The sequence below is a fragment of the uncultured Granulicatella sp. genome (assembly GCF_963516875.1).
Classification (GTDB): Bacteria; Bacillota; Bacilli; order Lactobacillales; family Aerococcaceae; genus Granulicatella.
In genome coordinates, this window is record NZ_CAUQCL010000010.1 from 19,385 (window position 1) to 36,347 (window position 16,963).

Annotated in this window: 21 protein-coding genes and 1 pseudogene; 17 read left to right on the forward strand and 5 right to left on the reverse strand. The window is 33.7% G+C overall.

Annotated elements, in window-relative coordinates:
* Position 1: 1 nt before the first annotated feature.
* The 4 genes from RWM24_RS05160 to RWM24_RS05175 all read left to right on the forward strand — a co-directional run bounded on the left by RWM24_RS05160 (position 2) and on the right by RWM24_RS05175 (position 3,227).
* The gene (locus tag RWM24_RS05160) at positions 2 to 181 is read left to right on the forward strand and encodes a hypothetical protein (protein WP_314112224.1); all 180 of its coding nucleotides are present in this window, start codon (positions 2 to 4) and stop codon (positions 179 to 181) included.
* 326 nt (positions 182 to 507) lie between these two features.
* Complete coding sequence (gene rhaD, locus RWM24_RS05165; RefSeq protein ID WP_314112226.1) at positions 508 to 1,341, forward strand: rhamnulose-1-phosphate aldolase; 834 nt, start codon at positions 508 to 510, stop codon at positions 1,339 to 1,341.
* Between the two features lie 164 nt (positions 1,342 to 1,505).
* Positions 1,506 to 2,255, forward strand: coding sequence for an SDR family oxidoreductase (locus RWM24_RS05170; protein WP_314112228.1), 750 nt, complete (start codon positions 1,506 to 1,508; stop codon positions 2,253 to 2,255).
* 45 nt (positions 2,256 to 2,300) lie between these two features.
* Positions 2,301 to 3,227 carry a 2-keto-3-deoxygluconate permease gene (locus tag RWM24_RS05175; RefSeq protein WP_314112230.1) on the forward strand — a complete coding sequence of 309 codons (927 nt, stop codon included), beginning with the start codon at positions 2,301 to 2,303 and terminating at the stop codon, positions 3,225 to 3,227.
* A gap of 42 nt (positions 3,228 to 3,269) precedes the next feature.
* On the opposite strand, the gene RWM24_RS05180 is transcribed toward RWM24_RS05175, so the two are convergent.
* The gene (locus RWM24_RS05180) at positions 3,270 to 3,575 is read right to left on the reverse strand and encodes a hypothetical protein (protein WP_314112232.1); all 306 of its coding nucleotides are present in this window, start codon (positions 3,573 to 3,575) and stop codon (positions 3,270 to 3,272) included.
* A gap of 161 nt (positions 3,576 to 3,736) precedes the next feature.
* Between RWM24_RS05180 and cdaA the strand changes: the two genes are divergently transcribed.
* From cdaA to RWM24_RS05235, 11 genes and pseudogenes are all read left to right on the forward strand, one after another.
* Positions 3,737 to 4,582 (forward strand): diadenylate cyclase CdaA, encoded by an 846-nt coding sequence (gene cdaA, locus RWM24_RS05185; RefSeq protein WP_314112234.1) that lies wholly within the window; start codon positions 3,737 to 3,739, stop codon positions 4,580 to 4,582.
* Complete coding sequence (locus tag RWM24_RS05190; RefSeq protein ID WP_314112236.1) at positions 4,575 to 5,573, forward strand: CdaR family protein; 999 nt, start codon at positions 4,575 to 4,577, stop codon at positions 5,571 to 5,573. The genes cdaA and RWM24_RS05190 overlap by 8 nt, the downstream gene beginning before the upstream one ends.
* 30 nt (positions 5,574 to 5,603) lie before the next feature.
* On the forward strand, positions 5,604 to 6,959 hold the full coding sequence (glmM, locus tag RWM24_RS05195) for a phosphoglucosamine mutase (protein ID WP_314112238.1): 1,356 nt from the start codon (positions 5,604 to 5,606) through the stop codon (positions 6,957 to 6,959).
* Positions 6,960 to 7,098: 139 nt separating this feature from the next.
* Positions 7,099 to 7,695 carry a type IV toxin-antitoxin system AbiEi family antitoxin domain-containing protein gene (locus RWM24_RS05200; RefSeq protein ID WP_314112240.1) on the forward strand — a complete coding sequence of 199 codons (597 nt, stop codon included), beginning with the start codon at positions 7,099 to 7,101 and terminating at the stop codon, positions 7,693 to 7,695.
* Complete coding sequence (locus tag RWM24_RS05205) at positions 7,688 to 8,530, forward strand: nucleotidyl transferase AbiEii/AbiGii toxin family protein (RefSeq protein ID WP_314112242.1); 843 nt, start codon at positions 7,688 to 7,690, stop codon at positions 8,528 to 8,530. Before RWM24_RS05200 ends, RWM24_RS05205 begins: the two co-directional genes overlap by 8 nt.
* Before the next feature lie 47 nt (positions 8,531 to 8,577).
* Positions 8,578 to 8,709: pseudogene (locus tag RWM24_RS05210) on the forward strand (hypothetical protein); the annotation flags it as partial.
* Between the two features lie 425 nt (positions 8,710 to 9,134).
* Entirely contained in the window at positions 9,135 to 9,665 is a 531-nt protein-coding gene (locus RWM24_RS05215) for an acyl-CoA thioesterase (RefSeq protein ID WP_314112244.1), read from the forward strand.
* A 116-nt stretch (positions 9,666 to 9,781) separates the two neighbouring features.
* Positions 9,782 to 10,393, forward strand: coding sequence for a VTT domain-containing protein (locus RWM24_RS05220; RefSeq protein WP_314112246.1), 612 nt, complete (start codon positions 9,782 to 9,784; stop codon positions 10,391 to 10,393).
* 10 nt (positions 10,394 to 10,403) lie between these two features.
* Positions 10,404 to 10,727 carry a membrane protein insertion efficiency factor YidD gene (yidD, locus tag RWM24_RS05225; RefSeq protein ID WP_314112248.1) on the forward strand — a complete coding sequence of 108 codons (324 nt, stop codon included), beginning with the start codon at positions 10,404 to 10,406 and terminating at the stop codon, positions 10,725 to 10,727.
* 231 nt (positions 10,728 to 10,958) lie between these two features.
* Positions 10,959 to 11,204, forward strand: a complete 246-nt coding sequence (locus RWM24_RS05230) for a prevent-host-death protein (RefSeq protein WP_314112250.1) — start codon at positions 10,959 to 10,961, stop codon at positions 11,202 to 11,204.
* Positions 11,205 to 11,206: 2 nt separating this feature from the next.
* Positions 11,207 to 11,533, forward strand: a complete 327-nt coding sequence (locus RWM24_RS05235) for a type II toxin-antitoxin system RelE/ParE family toxin (RefSeq protein WP_314112252.1) — start codon at positions 11,207 to 11,209, stop codon at positions 11,531 to 11,533.
* A 70-nt stretch (positions 11,534 to 11,603) separates the two neighbouring features.
* On the opposite strand, the gene RWM24_RS05240 is transcribed toward RWM24_RS05235, so the two are convergent.
* Both RWM24_RS05240 and RWM24_RS05245 read right to left on the reverse strand, forming a co-directional pair.
* Positions 11,604 to 12,143 (reverse strand): ECF transporter S component, encoded by a 540-nt coding sequence (locus RWM24_RS05240; RefSeq protein ID WP_314112253.1) that lies wholly within the window; start codon positions 12,141 to 12,143, stop codon positions 11,604 to 11,606.
* Positions 12,143 to 12,544: a DUF4430 domain-containing protein gene (locus RWM24_RS05245; protein ID WP_314112255.1), complete on the reverse strand. Its 402-nt coding sequence runs from the start codon at positions 12,542 to 12,544 to the stop codon at positions 12,143 to 12,145. The genes RWM24_RS05240 and RWM24_RS05245 overlap by 1 nt, the downstream gene beginning before the upstream one ends.
* Before the next feature lie 301 nt (positions 12,545 to 12,845).
* Here RWM24_RS05245 and RWM24_RS05250 point away from each other — a divergent pair, with 301 nt between their 5' ends.
* Complete coding sequence (locus RWM24_RS05250) at positions 12,846 to 13,646, forward strand: formate/nitrite transporter family protein (RefSeq protein ID WP_314112257.1); 801 nt, start codon at positions 12,846 to 12,848, stop codon at positions 13,644 to 13,646.
* A 146-nt stretch (positions 13,647 to 13,792) separates the two neighbouring features.
* Positions 13,793 to 15,409 (forward strand): peptide ABC transporter substrate-binding protein, encoded by a 1,617-nt coding sequence (locus tag RWM24_RS05255; RefSeq protein WP_314112259.1) that lies wholly within the window; start codon positions 13,793 to 13,795, stop codon positions 15,407 to 15,409.
* A gap of 32 nt (positions 15,410 to 15,441) precedes the next feature.
* Here RWM24_RS05255 and RWM24_RS05260 read toward each other — a convergent pair whose 3' ends face one another.
* Entirely contained in the window at positions 15,442 to 16,008 is a 567-nt protein-coding gene (locus RWM24_RS05260; protein WP_314112261.1) for a GNAT family N-acetyltransferase, read from the reverse strand.
* Between the two features lie 9 nt (positions 16,009 to 16,017).
* On the reverse strand, positions 16,018 to 16,860 hold the full coding sequence (locus RWM24_RS05265) for an AraC family transcriptional regulator (RefSeq protein ID WP_314112263.1): 843 nt from the start codon (positions 16,858 to 16,860) through the stop codon (positions 16,018 to 16,020).
* Between the last annotated feature and the right edge of the window lie 103 nt (positions 16,861 to 16,963).

Consider the following 16,963-nt stretch of genomic DNA (forward strand, 5'->3'; position numbering starts at 1 on the left):
AATGAAGAAGTTGCTTGTTTTAGTATTAGGAATACTTTTTGTCTATTCTATTATCACTCAAATAGTTTGGTTAACAATTTTAATTTTACCTGTTGCTATTTACTTGGATAAGCAGAAGTTATTCAGTGAATTTGATGAAAGAAGATTGAATCAATTCCATAATACAAAAAAAGAATCTTAAATATGATGGAATTTTAGAGAGTTAGATTAAAAATCGATAGATTTGATAGATAAGGTTTGAAAAATAAAAGAATGAATTTCATTCAATGGGATTCGTTCTTTTTAAGAAAGCATATTTAGGAACTAATTCTCTAATGTGTTTAATTTAATATTAAATTGAAGAAAAAAATCATATTTTCTAGCAATTGAGACGGAATACGCATAATTTATTAAAAAATAATCAAATTAGGTTGACGTCAGTTAGGAAAACGGTTACTATTATGTTGGATAAACAAAATTTTTTCAAGTACGGCTGAATATTATTACAGTTAAAGAAGGGGAATAATTATGGGGTATCCTAAGTTTATTGAAGAATTATGTCAAGTAACATATGACATGTGGAATAAAGGCTGGGACGAGTACAACGGCGGAAACGTTAGTTATCGTTTAACAGTCGAAGAAGCTGAAAATCTTGAAAGCAGCTTGGCTGGTACAGAATATACGTACTATGCTGAAAATAGAAAAGAAGTGGAAGTTTTAGATGTTCCAGAACATGTAAGAGGAGAATATATCTTAATTACAGCTTCTGGAAGTCATTTTAGAACATTACATTCACAACCACATGCGGATACTGGGATTATTCAATTAACAGATAAAGGTTATCAAGTAGTTGCAGGTTTTGTTACTGGAAAACGTCCTACAAGTGAAATTTTCATGCATGTATTATCTCATGCAGCTAGATTAAAACAAAACCCAAATCATAGAGTAGTAATTCATAATCATGCAACAAATGTTGTGACATACTGCTTATTAAATGATGTAACAACTGAATCTCTATCATTAGATTTATGGTCAGTTTTAACTGAATCAATCGTAGTATTCCCTGATGGAATTGCTGTTCTACCATGGGAAGTACCAGGAACTCAAAAAATTGGTTCTGCTACAGCAAAAGAATTAGAAACTCATCGTTTAGTTGTTTGGAGTAAACATGGAGTTCTTTCAACTGGTGTAGATTATCAAGATTGCTTCGGATTAATTGAAACTGCTGATAAAGCAGCCCATATTGCATTAGATGTTCAAAGAGTTAGTGGTAAGAGCATTTATGAAAGTAATGTTCTATCAAAAGAAGACTTGAAGAAAATCTGTGCAGTTCTAAAAGTACCGGAAAGATATTTAGACTAATTTGAATAATTTTGTGACCTGTTGGTGAATCCAGCAGGTTTTTTTGTTTTTACGGAATTTTCAATAAAAATTGAATAAAAACTGTGAAAATAGTAACAAATGATAACAACCTGATTTTTTCATAGGAATAGAATGTAAACAATCAATCAAAGGAAGTGATTTTTATGAATTTTTCAGGAAAAGTTGCTATCGTGACAGGTGGAGCAAATGGGATTGGAAAAGAAGTAGTAAGAGGTATTGTTGAAGGTGGAGGTTTTGTAGTTATTGCAGATATTAATGAAGCTGCTGCTACAAAAACAGTAGCCGAGTTTGGAGTAGAACATACTGTGTTTGAATATATGGATTTAGGAAATCATGAATCCATTGTTGCAAGCATGAACAAGATTCTATCCGAACGTAAAGTAGATATTTTAGTCAATTGTGCAGGAGTTATTAGTGCGAAACCTTTTGATCAATTAACATATGAAGAATGGGAAAGAACCATTCGTATTAATCTTTCTGGATGTTTCTCAACGATTAGCACTATTTTCCCTCACTTTATTGAAAATAAAGGTGGTAGAATTGTCAATGTTTCTTCTGTTGCTGCAAAACTAGGGGGAGGTCTTCTAGGGACAGCGGCATATGCCTCTTCTAAAGCAGGTTTGAATGGTTTAACAAAAGCAGTTGCTAAAGAAGGCGGAAAATACAATATTGCTTGTAATGCAGTCTGTCCATCATTTACAAGAACAGATATGACAACTGTACTTTCTGAAGATAAAGAAAAGAGTCAAAAAGTGATTAGTATGATTCCTTTAGGACGTCGTGCTGAACCTGTTGAAATTGCTCAAATGATTTTATTCTTTGCTAGTGATTTAGCAAGCTTTATTACTGGAGAAATCGGAGACTGCGATGGCGGTATTACATTAGATGGTTGATTTTTCTGCCGTTCAGTAAAATTTTTAAAAAGGTATGTGAATGCAATGAAAAAGATTAAAATTCCTGGGGATACTATTATTGTTCCAATGTTTATTGGATGTTTTATTAATACATTTATTCCTCAAATCTTGCAAATTGGTGGTTTTACCACTCCGATTGTAAAAGGTGCAGGACCGTTAGTTGGGGCGTTCTTATTTGTCATTGGGGGAACGATTTCCCTTAAAAATACACCAAAGGCTGTTGTTCGTGGGGCGTCCATTATTATCGCAAAAATTATTGTATCAATTATTCTAGGTTTATTAGTAGCGAAAGTGTTCAATGATAATTTCTTAGGATTGAGTGCAGTAGCGGTGATTGGGGCAATTTCAGTAGCGAATAATGCCATGTATGCTGGAATTGTCGAAGTTTACGGTGATGAAATTGATGCTGGTGCGGTTGGAATTACTACTTTAAGTGTTGGCCCAATGGTAACAATGGCGGTATTAAGTACAGCAGGGCTTGCAAACATTTCTATTTGGAACTTGATTGGAACGATTTTGCCACTAGTTATTGGGATTATTTTAGGAAATGCTCTTCCTTATATGAAGAAAGTTCTTTCAAATGGGATTACAGCAATTATAATTGTTGTAGGATTTTGTTTAGGGGCAAATATGAACTTTGGACAAATTCTTGAAGGTGGATTGCCTGGTATTTTACTAGGAGTAATTACAACCTTAATTGGTGGGGTTGCAGCGATTGCTGCAGATAAATTATCTGGAGGAAATGGAGTTGCCGGTGCTGCGATTTCTAGTACAGCTGCAAGTGCCATTGCAACACCAGCGGCACTTTCTGCAGTAGATGCTTCATTCAAAGCCATTGAAGCAACTGCTACAACTCAAATTACAGCTTCTGTTATTGTAACGGCTATTTTAACACCAATCTTAACAGCGTATATCGCTAAACGAGTTCAGCAAAAAGAAAAGAATGCTTAATAGCAAAACCACTCCGTAACGTATAGCGGAGTGGTTTTTACTTTAATCTAAGAAATACGTATGTTTAGTTTTCCATTCTAGTACTTTAATACGAATCCAAAAACCGTAGATTCCAAATGTAATAATACATAAGAAAAACCATTTAATCCAATTCCCAAATAATTCAAGAGCAGTACCATCAAATCCAAGTCGGCGACCTTCAATCACGGTGTGTTCAATTTCCCATTTATACATGATGCAGATTGCCCAAGGAGTTCCTAGTCCAAAGGTAAGTGTAATAATAAAAAATGAAATGATATAACTTAGAATATAGGTTAACATTCCACCATCAAAATAACTTTTTTGCATAATAAATCCTCCCTTCATTAGTTGTGTGTAGTGTAGCATGTAGGAAGATTTTTTGTCAAAAAATTATGAAAAGGTAAAATATCAGACGAATGGATGACGTCAGTTGTAATGTTTTCAGAAAAGGTATAAACTAAAGAGGATATAGAAATGGGGGTTGAGTGATGCAATTTAATTGGAGTAGTCTAGGTGCCTGGAGCAGTATTCGTAATGTTGTAGATATTGTCATTGTTTGGTACTTATTATATAATCTATTACTCATTGTTAAAGGTACAAGAGCGGTTCAACTAATGAAAGGATTAGCAGTAATTGCTGGAGTAAAATTTATTAGTTATATGTTTGGGTTAATCACTTTGGATTGGATTATGAATTTGGTAATTCAATGGGGAGTTGTTGGGGCGATTATTGTCTTTCAACCAGAAATTCGAAGAGGTTTAGAACATATTGGACGTTCGAACTTTTTCTCTAGAAAATCTTCGGGAACGAATCAAGCTCAAAGAATGATTGAAGAGTTAAATATTTCTGTACAATATATGGCAAAACGAAGAATTGGAGCTTTAATTTGTATTGAACAATCGAATTCTTTAGAAGAGTATATTAATACAGGAATTGCGTTACAATCACGAATTTCAAATCAATTAATGACGCAAATTTTTATTCCGAATACACCTCTTCATGATGGTGCGGTGATTATTCGTGGTCATGAAGTGGAAGCAGCAGCTTGTTATTTACCATTATCTGAAAGTAAATTTATTCCAAAAGAATTAGGGACAAGACACCGTGCTGCTATCGGTTTAAGTGAAGTAACGGATGCGTTGATTATTGTAATTTCAGAAGAAACAGGGAAAGTTAGTGTGGCTTTACGTGAAAAATTATTACGGGAGTTAACTCCAGATCAGTTTGTTGAAGTTTTAAGTGAACATTTAATTGCAACAGAAACTTCTCAAAAGGATTCAACCATTTTAACAATGATTATCGATTTCTTTAGAGGAGGTCGTATGAATGATTAGTAAATGGATGACGAAGAAATCATTTTTAGTATTTCTATCTTTTATTTTAACAATGGCATTGTTTGTATATGCAAGTGATTTAAGTCCGAATCGACAATCATCTTCGGTATCTATTCAAACTACTTCTAATACGATTGGAAATGTGCCAGTATATGTAGATATGGATAGTCAATTATATACGGTGACGGGTTTACCAGAATCGGTTACTCTAAGAATTGAAGGTTCGAGTAGTTCCTTGTTAACAGTTGTAGGGAATGGTTCGTATCGTGTTAAAACTCCTAATTTAAATGAATTAGGTTCTGGAAAACATACGATATTACTACAAGTAACAGGATTACCCCCAGGAGTAAAAGGGACAGTTTCTCCGGAAACAGTGGAAATTGTAATAGAGAAGAAGGCAACGATTGAATTACCGGTTTCAGTAAATGTTAATCGTGGAAGTTTACCAGGAGCTTATAAAAATGGACAAGCTATGGTAAATCCTGCTAGAGTAACCATTTCTGGTCCAGAATCACTTGTGAATCAAGTTGAAAATGTGTTAGCAACTGTTACAGTTCCGGAAAGTACAAAGGCAGATTTTACAGCTTCAGTTGTTGCACAAGCAATAGATGCAACAGGAAAACCTTTAGCTGTTAAAGTAGAACCTGATCATGTACAAGTGAGAATTCCAATTACAACCAATAGTAAGAAAGTACCTTTAGTATTAACAACTACTGGTAGTGTAGGAACCCAATATACCTATCAGTTGAAATCCGATATCAAAGAGGTTACAATTTTAGGAGCTCAAGAAATATTAGATCGATTGACAGCCATTCCTGTAGTAATTGATGTCAGTCAAATCACAAAAACAACGACACAAGTAGTAAAATTAACGCTACCAACAGGAGTCGATAGTGTCAATCCAGAGAACATATCTGTAGAAGTTGTAGTCACACCTACGACAACACAAACAACAGAAACCACACAGACAACACAAACAACAAGACAATAAAAAATGATAGAATTTTAAAGGAGATTGAATATGGGCAAATATTTTGGAACAGATGGTGTAAGAGGAGTAGCAAATGCAGAATTAACACCAGAATTAGCATTTAAATTAGGACGTTTTGGTGGCTATGTCTTATTACAACAAGCAGGTGGAGATAAACATCCACGTGTGTTAGTCGGAAGAGATACTCGTATTTCAGGACAATTATTAGAACATGCGTTAATTGCTGGATTATTATCTGTAGGGATTGAAGTCATGCAATTAGGAGTTATTCCAACACCAGGAGTTTCTTATTTAACACGAGTGCAAGGAGCAGTGGCGGGTGTCATGATTTCTGCATCTCACAATCCAGCACAAGATAACGGAATTAAATTCTTTGGATCAGATGGTTTTAAATTATCTGATGAAACAGAAGCAGAAATTGAAGCTTTATTAGATAGTCCAGAAGATACATTACCACGTCCTTCAACAGATGAATTAGGAACAGTGGATGTTTATTTAGAAGGAACTATGAAGTATAGTCAATTTTTACAACAAACGATTGATGGTCCACTAACAGATATGAAAGTAGCATTAGATGGTGCAAACGGAGCAACTTCAGCAGTATTAAATCGTTTATTCGCAGATTTAGAAACAGAATTTTACACAATGGGGAATAAACCAAATGGTGTGAACATTAATGATGGAGTAGGTTCAACACATCCAGAAGCTTTAGCAGCATTTGCAAAAGAAAACGGCGCAGATTTAGGCTTAAGTTTCGATGGAGATGGAGACCGTTGTATTGCGGTTGATGAAAACGGAGAAATCGTGGATGGAGATAAAATTATGTTCATCTGTGGAAAATATTTACGCAGTGTAGGACAATTGAACCAAGATACTATTGTGTCAACAGTCATGAGTAACTTAGGATTCCATAAAGCAGTTGAAGAAGAAGGAATGGTTGCTCTTCAAACAGCTGTAGGAGATCGCTATGTTGTAGAAGAAATGCGTAAAAATGGCTATAACTTCGGTGGAGAACAATCAGGACATATTGTATTCTTAGATTTAAATACAACAGGTGATGGATTATTATCAGGAATTCAATTAATGAATGTTATGAAACAAACTGGTAAGAAATTAAGCGAATTAGCTAGCGAAGTGCCAACTTATCCGCAAGAATTAGTGAATATTCGAGTGAGCGATAAAAATGGTGCAATGAAAGTTCCAGCGATTAAAGAAATTATCGACACAGTGGAAGCTGAAATGGCAGGAAATGGTCGTGTGCTTGTTCGTCCAAGTGGAACAGAACCATTAGTACGTGTCATGGTAGAAGCACCAACAGATGAATTATGTCATGATTATGTAACACGTATCGCAGATGTCGTTCGTCAAGAAATTGGTTTAGACTAAGAAGTTATGTTTGATCAAGGGAGAGTAACGAGAGTTGCTCTCTTTTTTGTGTGGGGAATTAAGAAAGTAGAAAACTTTTACAAATACTCTTTAATATTATAAAATAAAAGTGCAAATGTAAAAGAAGGAGGTGTTCTATATGATGAATATTTTGGATGAATATTTTAAAGAAAACGGAGTGATTACAAATAAAGAAGCCGAAAAATTAGGGGTTAAGAGGCATAAGCTTGCTGAATTGGTCCATAAAAAGAAACTTGAACGAGTAAAAAATGGAGTATATAAGAAAAAAGATGATTTAGAGGATGAGTTTATACGAATCTCTTGTAATAATGAAAAAGTTGTATTCTCATTTCACACAGCTTTGTTTTTATTAGAACTTAGTGATAGAACTCCAAATTCATTTCATATCAGCGTCCCTCAAGGTTATAATGTTAGGCATATAAAAAAATGGATCAATCATTTGGAAGTCCATTATATTAAAAAAGAGAAGTTTGATATTGGTATTATAACTGTTAAAACAGCCTTGGGAAATGAAGTAAAATGCTATGATAGGGAAAGAACGATTTGTGATATTGTTTCAGAAAGAAAACGTATTGATAAACAAATATTCATAGATGCAATAATTCGATATTTTAGTTGTAAAGAAAAAAATATTAGAAATCTTATTAAATATAGCAGAATATTAGGTATTGAAGAGGAAATAAGAAAATATATGGAGGTGTTAGTACATGATTAGTTCTGAGAGTTTAAAAGGGAAAGTAAAACATATCGCTAAAAGCAAACAATTAAGTTCACAGGAAGTTTTGCAAATGTTTTTCTTTGAAAGATTTTTAGAAAGATTATCTAACTCTCGATATAAATGGAATTTTGTTATTAAGGGAGGATTGCTTATTTCATCAATGATTGGCATAGATAATAGGACGACTATGGATTTGGATACAACTGTGAAAGGATTTCCCTTAAAGAAAGAAGTTATCAAGAATATTATGTTAGAAATCTTAAGTATAGAAGTTAGTGATGGAATAGAGTTTAAACTTATGGATATTACTAACATTCGTGATGAGGATAAGTATGAAAACTTTAGGGTACATTTGATAGCAGTTTTTGGGAAAATAAGAAATACAATGAAAATTGATATTACAACAGGGGACGTTATTACCCCAAAAGAAATAGAATATGTATATCCGTGTATGTTTAAAGAAGTAGGAATCAACGTCCTTGCATATCCTATTGAAACAATACTTGCAGAAAAATATGAGAGTATTATAAAAAGAAATATATCGACAACAAGAATGAGAGATTTTTACGATTTGTATACTTTGTATGGTTTAAGAAAAGAGGAAATTGATAGTTTCAGTCTTAAACAGGCTATTTTATCAACAGCAGAAAAAAGAGGTAGTATATCTTTGATACAAGAGGCAGATGAAATCATAAAAGATATCGAAGAGGATCCTTATTTAGAGCAATTATGGGGAATTTATTTAAAAGATAATCCTTATATAACAGAACTGAAATTTAAGGATACGATAGAGGTTGTTAAGATAATAGATCAAATGGTAAGGGGGATTTAAAGATTTTGTTTTTTTCATGGAGAGTATCATAGAATGAATTAAATTCGGAGCGAACGGCAGTAAATAAAAATGGTGCAGTGGAAGTTCCAGCGATTAAAGAAATTATCGACACAGTAGAAGTTGAAATGGCAGGAAATGGACGTGTGCTTGTTCGTCCAAGTGGAACAGAACCATTAGTGTGTTCTTTTGCATCTTTATTAGTTGCATTGATATCGCTTGTTGTCAAACTAATAGAATTAGTGACAAAAAAATAACACCGCTCTAACTTTGGAGAGTTAGCGGTGTTATTATAACACTTTTTAACAAGCCACCGTCTTTTTAACGGGCTACATTAGAGTCGAGTTGGCGCTCGGCTCTTTTTGCATCTTCATTATACCAAAAACAAAACGAATTGCAAACTTCGCCAATCCAAGTGATTATGTCCCATGTCAAACACAAGTGATTATGTCCCAATTAAACACAAGTAAAAATGTCCGAATAATTTTTATTCTAATTTTGTAGAGTGGTGAGAAATAAAAAAAGGAACTATTATCTCAAAGCCATACTTTTTGAAAAGAAGAAAAGGAATGGTACAATAGCGTTATCGAATGTTAGAGGAGTTATTATGAACACAACAATCAAAACTTGCGCACAAACACGTGCGATTCAATCTAGAAGAATTTTTCCATTTGATGTGAATATGCATCAAACATTATTTGGAGGAAATTTAACACGAATTATTGATGACTGTGCATCGATTACCGTATCTCGTCATTGTCGTCGTTTAGCAGTGACAGCTTCCGTTGATGCGATGAATTATTTAAAACCATTACCATTAGGACATTCTGTGTGTGTGGAAACTTATATTTCTGGAGTTGGAAAGAAAAGTATGGAAGTCTTTTGTAAAGTGGTAGGGGAAGATGTTTTAACAGGTGAACGTTATTTAGCAGCAACTAGTTTTTGGACATTTGTTGCAATGCCCCGTGAAGGGGAAACGGATTTTGCAGTTCCAGCAATTGAACCGGAAACTGCAGAAGAGAAATTCATTTGTAGTGGCTATGAAGATCGACGTTTAGCTCGATTAGAACAATTGAAACGACAAGAAGAATTAATGAATCATGTTTCCATTCAAAAACCTTGGATGGAATCATTGTGACAGTAATGTAAGATTATCACCGTTTTTGTTAGAAAAAGTCAAGGATTTTTCATATTTGATTTGTTAAAGTAGTCTTATCAAATGATTCACACGGAAAAAGATTACTGGAGGAAATTATGAATAAACAAAGTGCCATTGCATTAAATCGAAAAATTATTCAATTATTAACGATAGCAGGGATTATCCTTACGATTTATTTAGGATACATCATTGCCAAACATCATTATTTTGAAGTTGGAGGAGCATTCCAGCAGTTGGTCGGCAATTGGGGAATGTATGGAGTTCTATTCTTTATCTTCATTCAAATTGTACAAGTCGTTTATCCGATTATTCCAGGTGGCTTAACTTGTGTAGTAGGGCATCTTGTATTCGGGCCTTTATATGGGTTTATTTATAATTTTATTGGCATTATGATTGGTTCAATGATTAATTTTTGGCTAGCAAGACGGTATGGAGAGGCAGTTGTTCAAGCATTTGTTTCTCAAGAAACTTATGATAAATATATTAGCTATTTAAACGATGGAAAGAAATTCGAACGTTTCTTCTTCTGGGCATTAGTGCTGCCGGGGTTCCCTGATGATTTCTTATGTATGGTAGTAGGATTAGGGAAGATGACATTTAAAAAATTCGTAGCAATTTGTTTAGTGGCAAAGCCTGTCACACTATATGTTTATACATTGATTGCAGCAGAAGGAGTACAAGTTCTCTTTAAATGGATTCAAGGGTAGAGGTGTTTTAGTGAAGAAAATAATGATTGGATTGGTTCGAGGATATCAAAAGTGGATTTCTCCATTATTTCCACCAACTTGTATTTATCGACCAACTTGTTCAACGTATATGATTCAAGCAATTGAAAAGCATGGCGTTATCAAAGGCGTAACGATGGGGATTGGAAGAATTCTAAGATGTCATCCATTTATTTTAGGAGGGCAAGATCCCGTTCCAGATGAATTTACACTAAGACGACATAAAGATTATCGGAAAAAGAGACGATGTAGTTGTTGCGAAACTGTTGAACAAGAACTATTAATGCTCGAAAAGATAAGTGATAAAAATAAATAGATTAAAAATCGAAGAACTAAAGTTTCTGTGAGTCACGGAGATTTTAGTTTTTTATATTGATAAGAAAATGAGCATATGATCAATAAATAGAAAGAGATAGAAGAATTGAAGCGTACCAACCGTAGCTTTGGTGACTTTGATTGATAAGATTTCTTCAGCGTCTACATAGAATACAATTAGCTCTTGTGATATAATGAGATTAATTAAAAATTTAATTAAAGAGGTAAGGTTATGGAAAATATTATTCCTGTATCAGATATGAGATTTTATAATCAATCGTTGAGTGATGTTGTAGAGGGCTCCCCAGTTATTTTAACAAAGAATGGTGTAGCAAAATATGCTGTGGTCGCTATTAATGAATGGCGAGAAATACAAGCGAAACTTATATTATTTGAAGAGCTTCAAAAAGGTTATCAATCTTTAAAAAATGAAAAAAATGTAACACGAGATGAGTTTAGAAGAAATCTGGGTATTTGATCATGAGTTATAAAGTGAATGTTGCTCGCCAAGTATTAAGAGATATAGATGAAGCTATTTTTTACAAAGAAAAGTTAGGAACTTATACTGAAAACATAAGAAAATTTGTAGTCGAGTTAGATCGTTTAATTTATGATGATTTAGCTGAAAGTCCAATGATTGGAGTTAGTTTATCCTATCGTTTGAATGTTGAAACAAGCATTCGTTATCAGGTGAAAGATGATTATATTTTGTTTTATGATGTGTCGAAGGAAAATCAAGAACTGGATGTCTTACGTCTACTTCCTGCGAAGTCGAATTGGATGACATCCATTATGAAATATTTCTAATGGTTTAACCATAGTATTTCTATTTAGGAATAGAAAAAGGAGATTGAACGTCATCAATCTCCTTTTTGGTTTATTGAAATTTATGTTGATACTTACGAATAATACGTGGTAATAATGGAGATAAAATAATCCAAAAGCCAATATTTCCAAAAGCATGTAACGTATCAAACGGCAATCCTTGTAAGTAATATACCCAAAATTTAGGGATATGATAAAAATATACAGAAAAGATTGAAATGACCAATCCGTATAAATATCCCGTCAAACCAGCCATTATTGTAAAAAAGGCTAATTTCAATAAGGGTTGTTTCCAAGTTTGTCTCCACAAAGGTTTCAAACAAGAAAATACAAGAATGACAATCGCAAAACTAGCAATTTGATACAAGGTCCAAGGTCCCATGCCTAAAAAGATATTCGACAGTATCATAGATAAACTGGCAGTCAAAATTCCTTCTACTAATCCCATTTCAAGGGTAATGATTAATAGAATCACCGTCACCGGTTGAACATTTGGAATCCAGGCAAATAGGAGTCTACCAATGTAGGCTAGTGTTGATAGTAATGCGATCAGTGTGATTTTTCTAATGGAAAAAATAGCTGTATTTTTCATTATTGTTTAAATGCTTCTAATTTCCAATCGATCACGTCACCTTGTTTTAAGTTAACTTGGTTCGCTCCGACTGGGCTCATTTCTCCGTTAACATCGAATAACCAATATTTTTGGTTAGCAGGTTCTTGTTCGATACCGTTAATTGCAGATACGAATCCGTCTTTTTCAACAATTTGCATTTGTTCTTTCATAACGGTTAATAATTTATCGCCATCTTTAAATGTTAAGGTAAATGGGCTACCTGAAATTGGTTCTCCATCTTTTTTAACATTTACTGTAATCGTTTGTTCTACTTTTACAGTAGTTGTTGTTTCTTGAGATGTTTGTTTTGCAGGGGCTGCTGGTTGTGCGCATGCTCCTAAAGATAATGTTAATAAGGCTAATGCTAATAATTTTTTCATAAAATCCTCCTATGGTGTTTATTTAAACCTATACCATCATAGCGAAAGCTTGTCAGAATGTAAAGTGATTTTCCATAGAAGACGGGTAAAAAATATGAAAACGTAACTGTCAAGCGCAAGTTAAAATGTACTGAAAAAATTAGTTCCTAGATTGAAACCTTAAGTGGGACATTTTCACTTGTGTTTCTTAGAAGGTAGAATAAAATATAAAATCTTATCTTCTCACATTGTGAAAAAAGTGATATACTCAGATTGTTTCATTCTAATAGGGAATAATAATTAAAAGGAGGAAATGACCTATATGGCACAAGGTTATGAATTTTCAGAGAAAGTAGAAAAGGCTTGTCAGAAAAAAGAGGCATTATTTGATGAAAGTAAAGCGCGTTATGCAGTACGTTCAATGTTTGCCGGGGCTTTTCTAACAATGAGTACAGCAGCAGGAGCGGCAGCAGCACAAGTAATTGCAGGATTAAGTCCAGCATTAAGCAGATTTTTCTTTGCATTTATTTTTACTTGGGGATTAGTTTATATTGTGTTCCTAAATTCTGAACTAGCAACATCTAATATGATGTATTTAACAGCAGGGGTTTATCAAAAAAATATTCGATTAGGAAAAGCTGTAGCCATTCTATTGTATTGTGGATTCTTCAACTTAATCGGAGCAATGCTTATCGGAGCAGCGTTTGCGTATAGCTGGTCATTCCATTCGATTGATGCACAGAACTTTATTGTTGGATTAGTTCAATTAAAGGCATTAAGAGGAAATGGTCAAATTTTATTAGAAGGTATTTTAGCGAATATCTTTGTAAATGTAGCAACTTTAGCATTCTTATTAATTAAAGATGAAGCTGCTAAAATGTGGATTATTATTTCAGCAATTTTCATGTTTGTATTCTTAGGAGAAGAACACGTGGTAGCAAACTTTGCTTCATTCTCAATTGTTAAATTTGCACCTGTATCTTCAACTTTAGACTTTATGAACTGGTTCAACTTAATTCGTCACTGGATTGTCGTTTTCGTTGGGAACACTATTGGTGGTGGAGTAATCGTTGGATTAGCGTACTCATTCTTAAATAAAACAAAAAGTATTTATCATGAATAATATTAATCAGGGTTGCCTTTAGAGGCAGCCTTTTTTATTTTCTGAAAATTTTCAAAATTTTGAGCAGAATAATTGGGAAATCGGATAAAATCTGTTACTATAACTCTATCGTGAAAACGATGAATGAAATGAAAAGGAGAATTGTTATGAAAAAAACAACCAAAATGTTAATGACCAGTTTATTAGTGGCGGTAGGTTTGGCTGCTTGTGGCAGCAATTCATCAAGTTCTACGAATGCTGCGAATCGCTTAACAATGACAACCTTTGGCGAATTAACAACATTAGATAGTGCAGATTATGATGATGTTCCAAGCTCAGATATGATGGGACAAATTTTTGAAGGATTATATCGTGTAGCAGCAAACAATAAAGTTGAATTAGGAATGGCTGCGCAAGAACCTAAAGTGAGTGAAGATGGTTTAGTCTATACTTTCACATTACGTGATGCAAAATGGTCAGATGGATCTGCTGTAAAAGCACAAGATTTTGTATTTACTTATCGTAAATTAGTGAATCCACAAGAAGGACATGTAGCGCAATCAGCGGATGTGTTTAAAAATGCGAAAAAAATTCGTAGTGGAGAATTACCAGTGGAAGAATTAGGAGTTAAGGCTCTTGATGATAAAACATTAGAAATTACACTTGAAAATCCAGCTCCATATTTACCAAAATTATTAACGGGTTCACGTTTCTTACCACAATCTGAAGCAGTGGCTCAAAAATTAGGGGACCAATATGGTTCAAATGTTTCGAATGTAGTCGTAAATGGACCATTCAAATTAGAAGGATGGACAGGTTCAGAATTAACTTGGAAATTAGTGAAAAATGCTGATTATTGGGATGCAAGTAATGTTGCTTTAAACGAAGTAACAGTGAATGTATCGAAAGAAGTAGCAACTTCTGTTCAATTATTTGATTCAAAACAAGTTCAATATACAACGATTAGTGACCAATTTGTGGATCAATATAAATCTCAACCAACATTCCATGCGCAACCAAAAGCAACAATGGGATATATGAATTTTAATACATTGAAACCAACAACAGCAAATCAACACTTCCGTCGTGCCATTGCGATGGCTTATGACAAACAAGCATTAACAAATAATGTCTTAAAAGATGGTTCAATCCCTTCAACAGGATTAATTCCAAAAAGTTTTGCAACAAATGAAGTCACTGGAAAAGATTTTGTAGATGAATCAGGCGATTTCTTGAAGTTTGATGTACAAGAAGCTCAAAAAGAATGGGAATTAGCGAAAAAAGAATTAGGTGTTAGTGAAGTAACGGTTACTTTATTAACTTCTGATACAGGAACTTCAAAACTTGTAGGGGAATATTTACAAGCGCAAATTCAAAAGAACTTACCAGGTGTAACATTTAAATTACAACCTGTTCCATTGAAAAATCGCTTAGAATTACAACGTGCAAGCGACTATGATATTTTTTACGGAACTTGGGCTCCAGATTATCAAGATCCATTGAACTTCTTAGAGCAATATATTACAGGTGGCGGTATTAACTTTGGGAAATACTCTAATCCTGAATATGATAAAGCAGTAGATACTGTGAAATCTACTTATGCCACTCAACCAGAAAACCGTTGGAATCAAATGCTTGCTGCAGAAAAAATCATTATGAATGATGCAGTTGTAGCTCCAATTTACCAAGCTTCTCAAAGTTATTTATTAGCTGAAAATGTAAAAGGCTTTGAAGTATTGCCATTTGGACGTACAGTGAACTTACGTCAAGCGAGTGTGCAATAAAAGAAATATTAAAAAAACTTGAGTGATGTGAGTCACTCAAGTTTTTTTGTCATATGATAATAAGAATGTCCGCTTAAATTCTTTGTACTAGTCGCAGTATAGCCTAGTTTTTGATAGAGCTGATATGCTTTGTCATTCATCTCTTCGCAATTGAGAGCAATGACACTAGCTCCTTGTTGCTTGGCTAAGTCTTCAACGGCTTGTAGTAATTTTATCCCAATTCCTTTTCTTCGGTGATTTTCATGCACAGAGAGAATATCAATATACCATTCTCCAGCTTGTGTTTCAGAATCTTCATAGAGACGAATGGAAGAAGGAATATTGTAGGCTTCGTATAATTGATAAAATGGATCATCAATTTGTGGTTCGAGATGTCCATGGTAGCCAAAGACGGCTCCTGCAACGCTTCCGTCTTCGATATAAACGAGTGTATTGATTAAGCTGTAGCGAAAGTTTTCTTGTAGCATAGCTTCTTTTAGCATTGCATGAAGAGTGCTAGGAGAAACTTCTTTCAAAATCGGTAATTCCATATCTTCCATAATCGTTTGGATGAGCGGAATTATTTGTGTTCTTTCTTCTGGGTTTGGTTGTCGTATCATTGGTGCGCCTTATTCTAATTGTATTTTTCGGTATGCGAGTGGTGTCATACCGAGTTTTTGTTTAAATTGTTTTGAAAAATAAGCTTGAGTTGAAAATCCAACAATGGATGCAATTTGTGACATCGAGTAGTTTGTTGTAGAAAGTAGTACTTTACTTTCTTCAATTCGGATATCGGTTAAATATTCCATTGGCGTTTGTCCCATTTCATTTTTAAAACTATGAGAAATATAAAATCGGCTTAAGTGTGTTAAATTAGCTAAATCTTGTAAAGAGATTTGTTCTCGATAATGTGTTTTTAAATAATGTTTGATGAGACTAATATCTTTGGTTGTTTTATTAATCGGGCTTACATCAATTTCAAAAGATTTATTTCGAAGAATTTTAATCAGTAATATTTCTAATAAATTATGACAAACTAATTCATAACTCATGGAATGATTAGTGGCTTCGGTAACCATGGCATTTAAATATACTAAAATATCCTTTTGTTCATCCCGTAAGTTGAAAAATGAAAAAGGTTGTTCAATATTTGTTTGAGTATTAAAAAAGTTGGAGAAGGATAATCCTGTAATTCCTAGAACGATATATTCTAGTGGAGAATCTGGAGAAGAAACTTCTGTATGTTCTACTTGAGGATTAATAATGACGAAATCTTGTGCTTTTACAGGAAAACGTCGATTTTCAATTAAAAATTCTCCCTTTCCATCTAATACATAAAATAATTCCATAAAAGGATGCGAATGTAAGGTACTATGCCAATCGCTATCATATTTTGATTTTGTAATCGATTCTAAATGAAAGGATAAGCTTCTCATATTGGATTCGATCACTAAATAACGTTCATTACTCATAGTGCACTCTCCCTTGTCTGATACTTATATTATACTTGAAAGCGTATTTTTCAGCAATTCCCTTTAGAAAAAATGATCGATTGTAGAAGTTTGAATGGAAGGA

What these genes read in the sequence shown, in the direction of transcription:
- RWM24_RS05175 (WP_314112230.1), top strand. Translation starts at nt 2,301, where the DNA reads ATGAAAAAGATTAAAATTCCTGGGGATACTATTATTGTTCCAATGTTT.
- RWM24_RS05180 (WP_314112232.1), bottom strand. Translation starts at nt 3,575, where the DNA reads ATGCAAAAAAGTTATTTTGATGGTGGAATGTTAACCTATATTCTAAGT.
- RWM24_RS05205 (WP_314112242.1), top strand. Translation starts at nt 7,688, where the DNA reads ATGATTAGTTCTGAGAGTTTAAAAGGGAAAGTAAAACATATCGCTAAA.
- RWM24_RS05240 (WP_314112253.1), bottom strand. Translation starts at nt 12,143, where the DNA reads ATGAAAAATACAGCTATTTTTTCCATTAGAAAAATCACACTGATCGCA.
- RWM24_RS05215 (WP_314112244.1), top strand. Translation starts at nt 9,135, where the DNA reads ATGAACACAACAATCAAAACTTGCGCACAAACACGTGCGATTCAATCT.
- RWM24_RS05160 (WP_314112224.1), top strand. Translation starts at nt 2, where the DNA reads ATGAAGAAGTTGCTTGTTTTAGTATTAGGAATACTTTTTGTCTATTCT.
- glmM (WP_314112238.1), top strand. Translation starts at nt 5,604, where the DNA reads ATGGGCAAATATTTTGGAACAGATGGTGTAAGAGGAGTAGCAAATGCA.
- RWM24_RS05265 (WP_314112263.1), bottom strand. Translation starts at nt 16,860, where the DNA reads ATGAGTAATGAACGTTATTTAGTGATCGAATCCAATATGAGAAGCTTA.
- RWM24_RS05235 (WP_314112252.1), top strand. Translation starts at nt 11,207, where the DNA reads ATGAGTTATAAAGTGAATGTTGCTCGCCAAGTATTAAGAGATATAGAT.
- RWM24_RS05260 (WP_314112261.1), bottom strand. Translation starts at nt 16,008, where the DNA reads ATGATACGACAACCAAACCCAGAAGAAAGAACACAAATAATTCCGCTC.
- RWM24_RS05170 (WP_314112228.1), top strand. Translation starts at nt 1,506, where the DNA reads ATGAATTTTTCAGGAAAAGTTGCTATCGTGACAGGTGGAGCAAATGGG.
- RWM24_RS05250 (WP_314112257.1), top strand. Translation starts at nt 12,846, where the DNA reads ATGGCACAAGGTTATGAATTTTCAGAGAAAGTAGAAAAGGCTTGTCAG.
- RWM24_RS05200 (WP_314112240.1), top strand. Translation starts at nt 7,099, where the DNA reads ATGATGAATATTTTGGATGAATATTTTAAAGAAAACGGAGTGATTACA.
- RWM24_RS05220 (WP_314112246.1), top strand. Translation starts at nt 9,782, where the DNA reads ATGAATAAACAAAGTGCCATTGCATTAAATCGAAAAATTATTCAATTA.
- RWM24_RS05230 (WP_314112250.1), top strand. Translation starts at nt 10,959, where the DNA reads ATGGAAAATATTATTCCTGTATCAGATATGAGATTTTATAATCAATCG.
- RWM24_RS05255 (WP_314112259.1), top strand. Translation starts at nt 13,793, where the DNA reads ATGAAAAAAACAACCAAAATGTTAATGACCAGTTTATTAGTGGCGGTA.
- RWM24_RS05245 (WP_314112255.1), bottom strand. Translation starts at nt 12,544, where the DNA reads ATGAAAAAATTATTAGCATTAGCCTTATTAACATTATCTTTAGGAGCA.
- RWM24_RS05190 (WP_314112236.1), top strand. Translation starts at nt 4,575, where the DNA reads ATGATTAGTAAATGGATGACGAAGAAATCATTTTTAGTATTTCTATCT.
- rhaD (WP_314112226.1), top strand. Translation starts at nt 508, where the DNA reads ATGGGGTATCCTAAGTTTATTGAAGAATTATGTCAAGTAACATATGAC.
- cdaA (WP_314112234.1), top strand. Translation starts at nt 3,737, where the DNA reads ATGCAATTTAATTGGAGTAGTCTAGGTGCCTGGAGCAGTATTCGTAAT.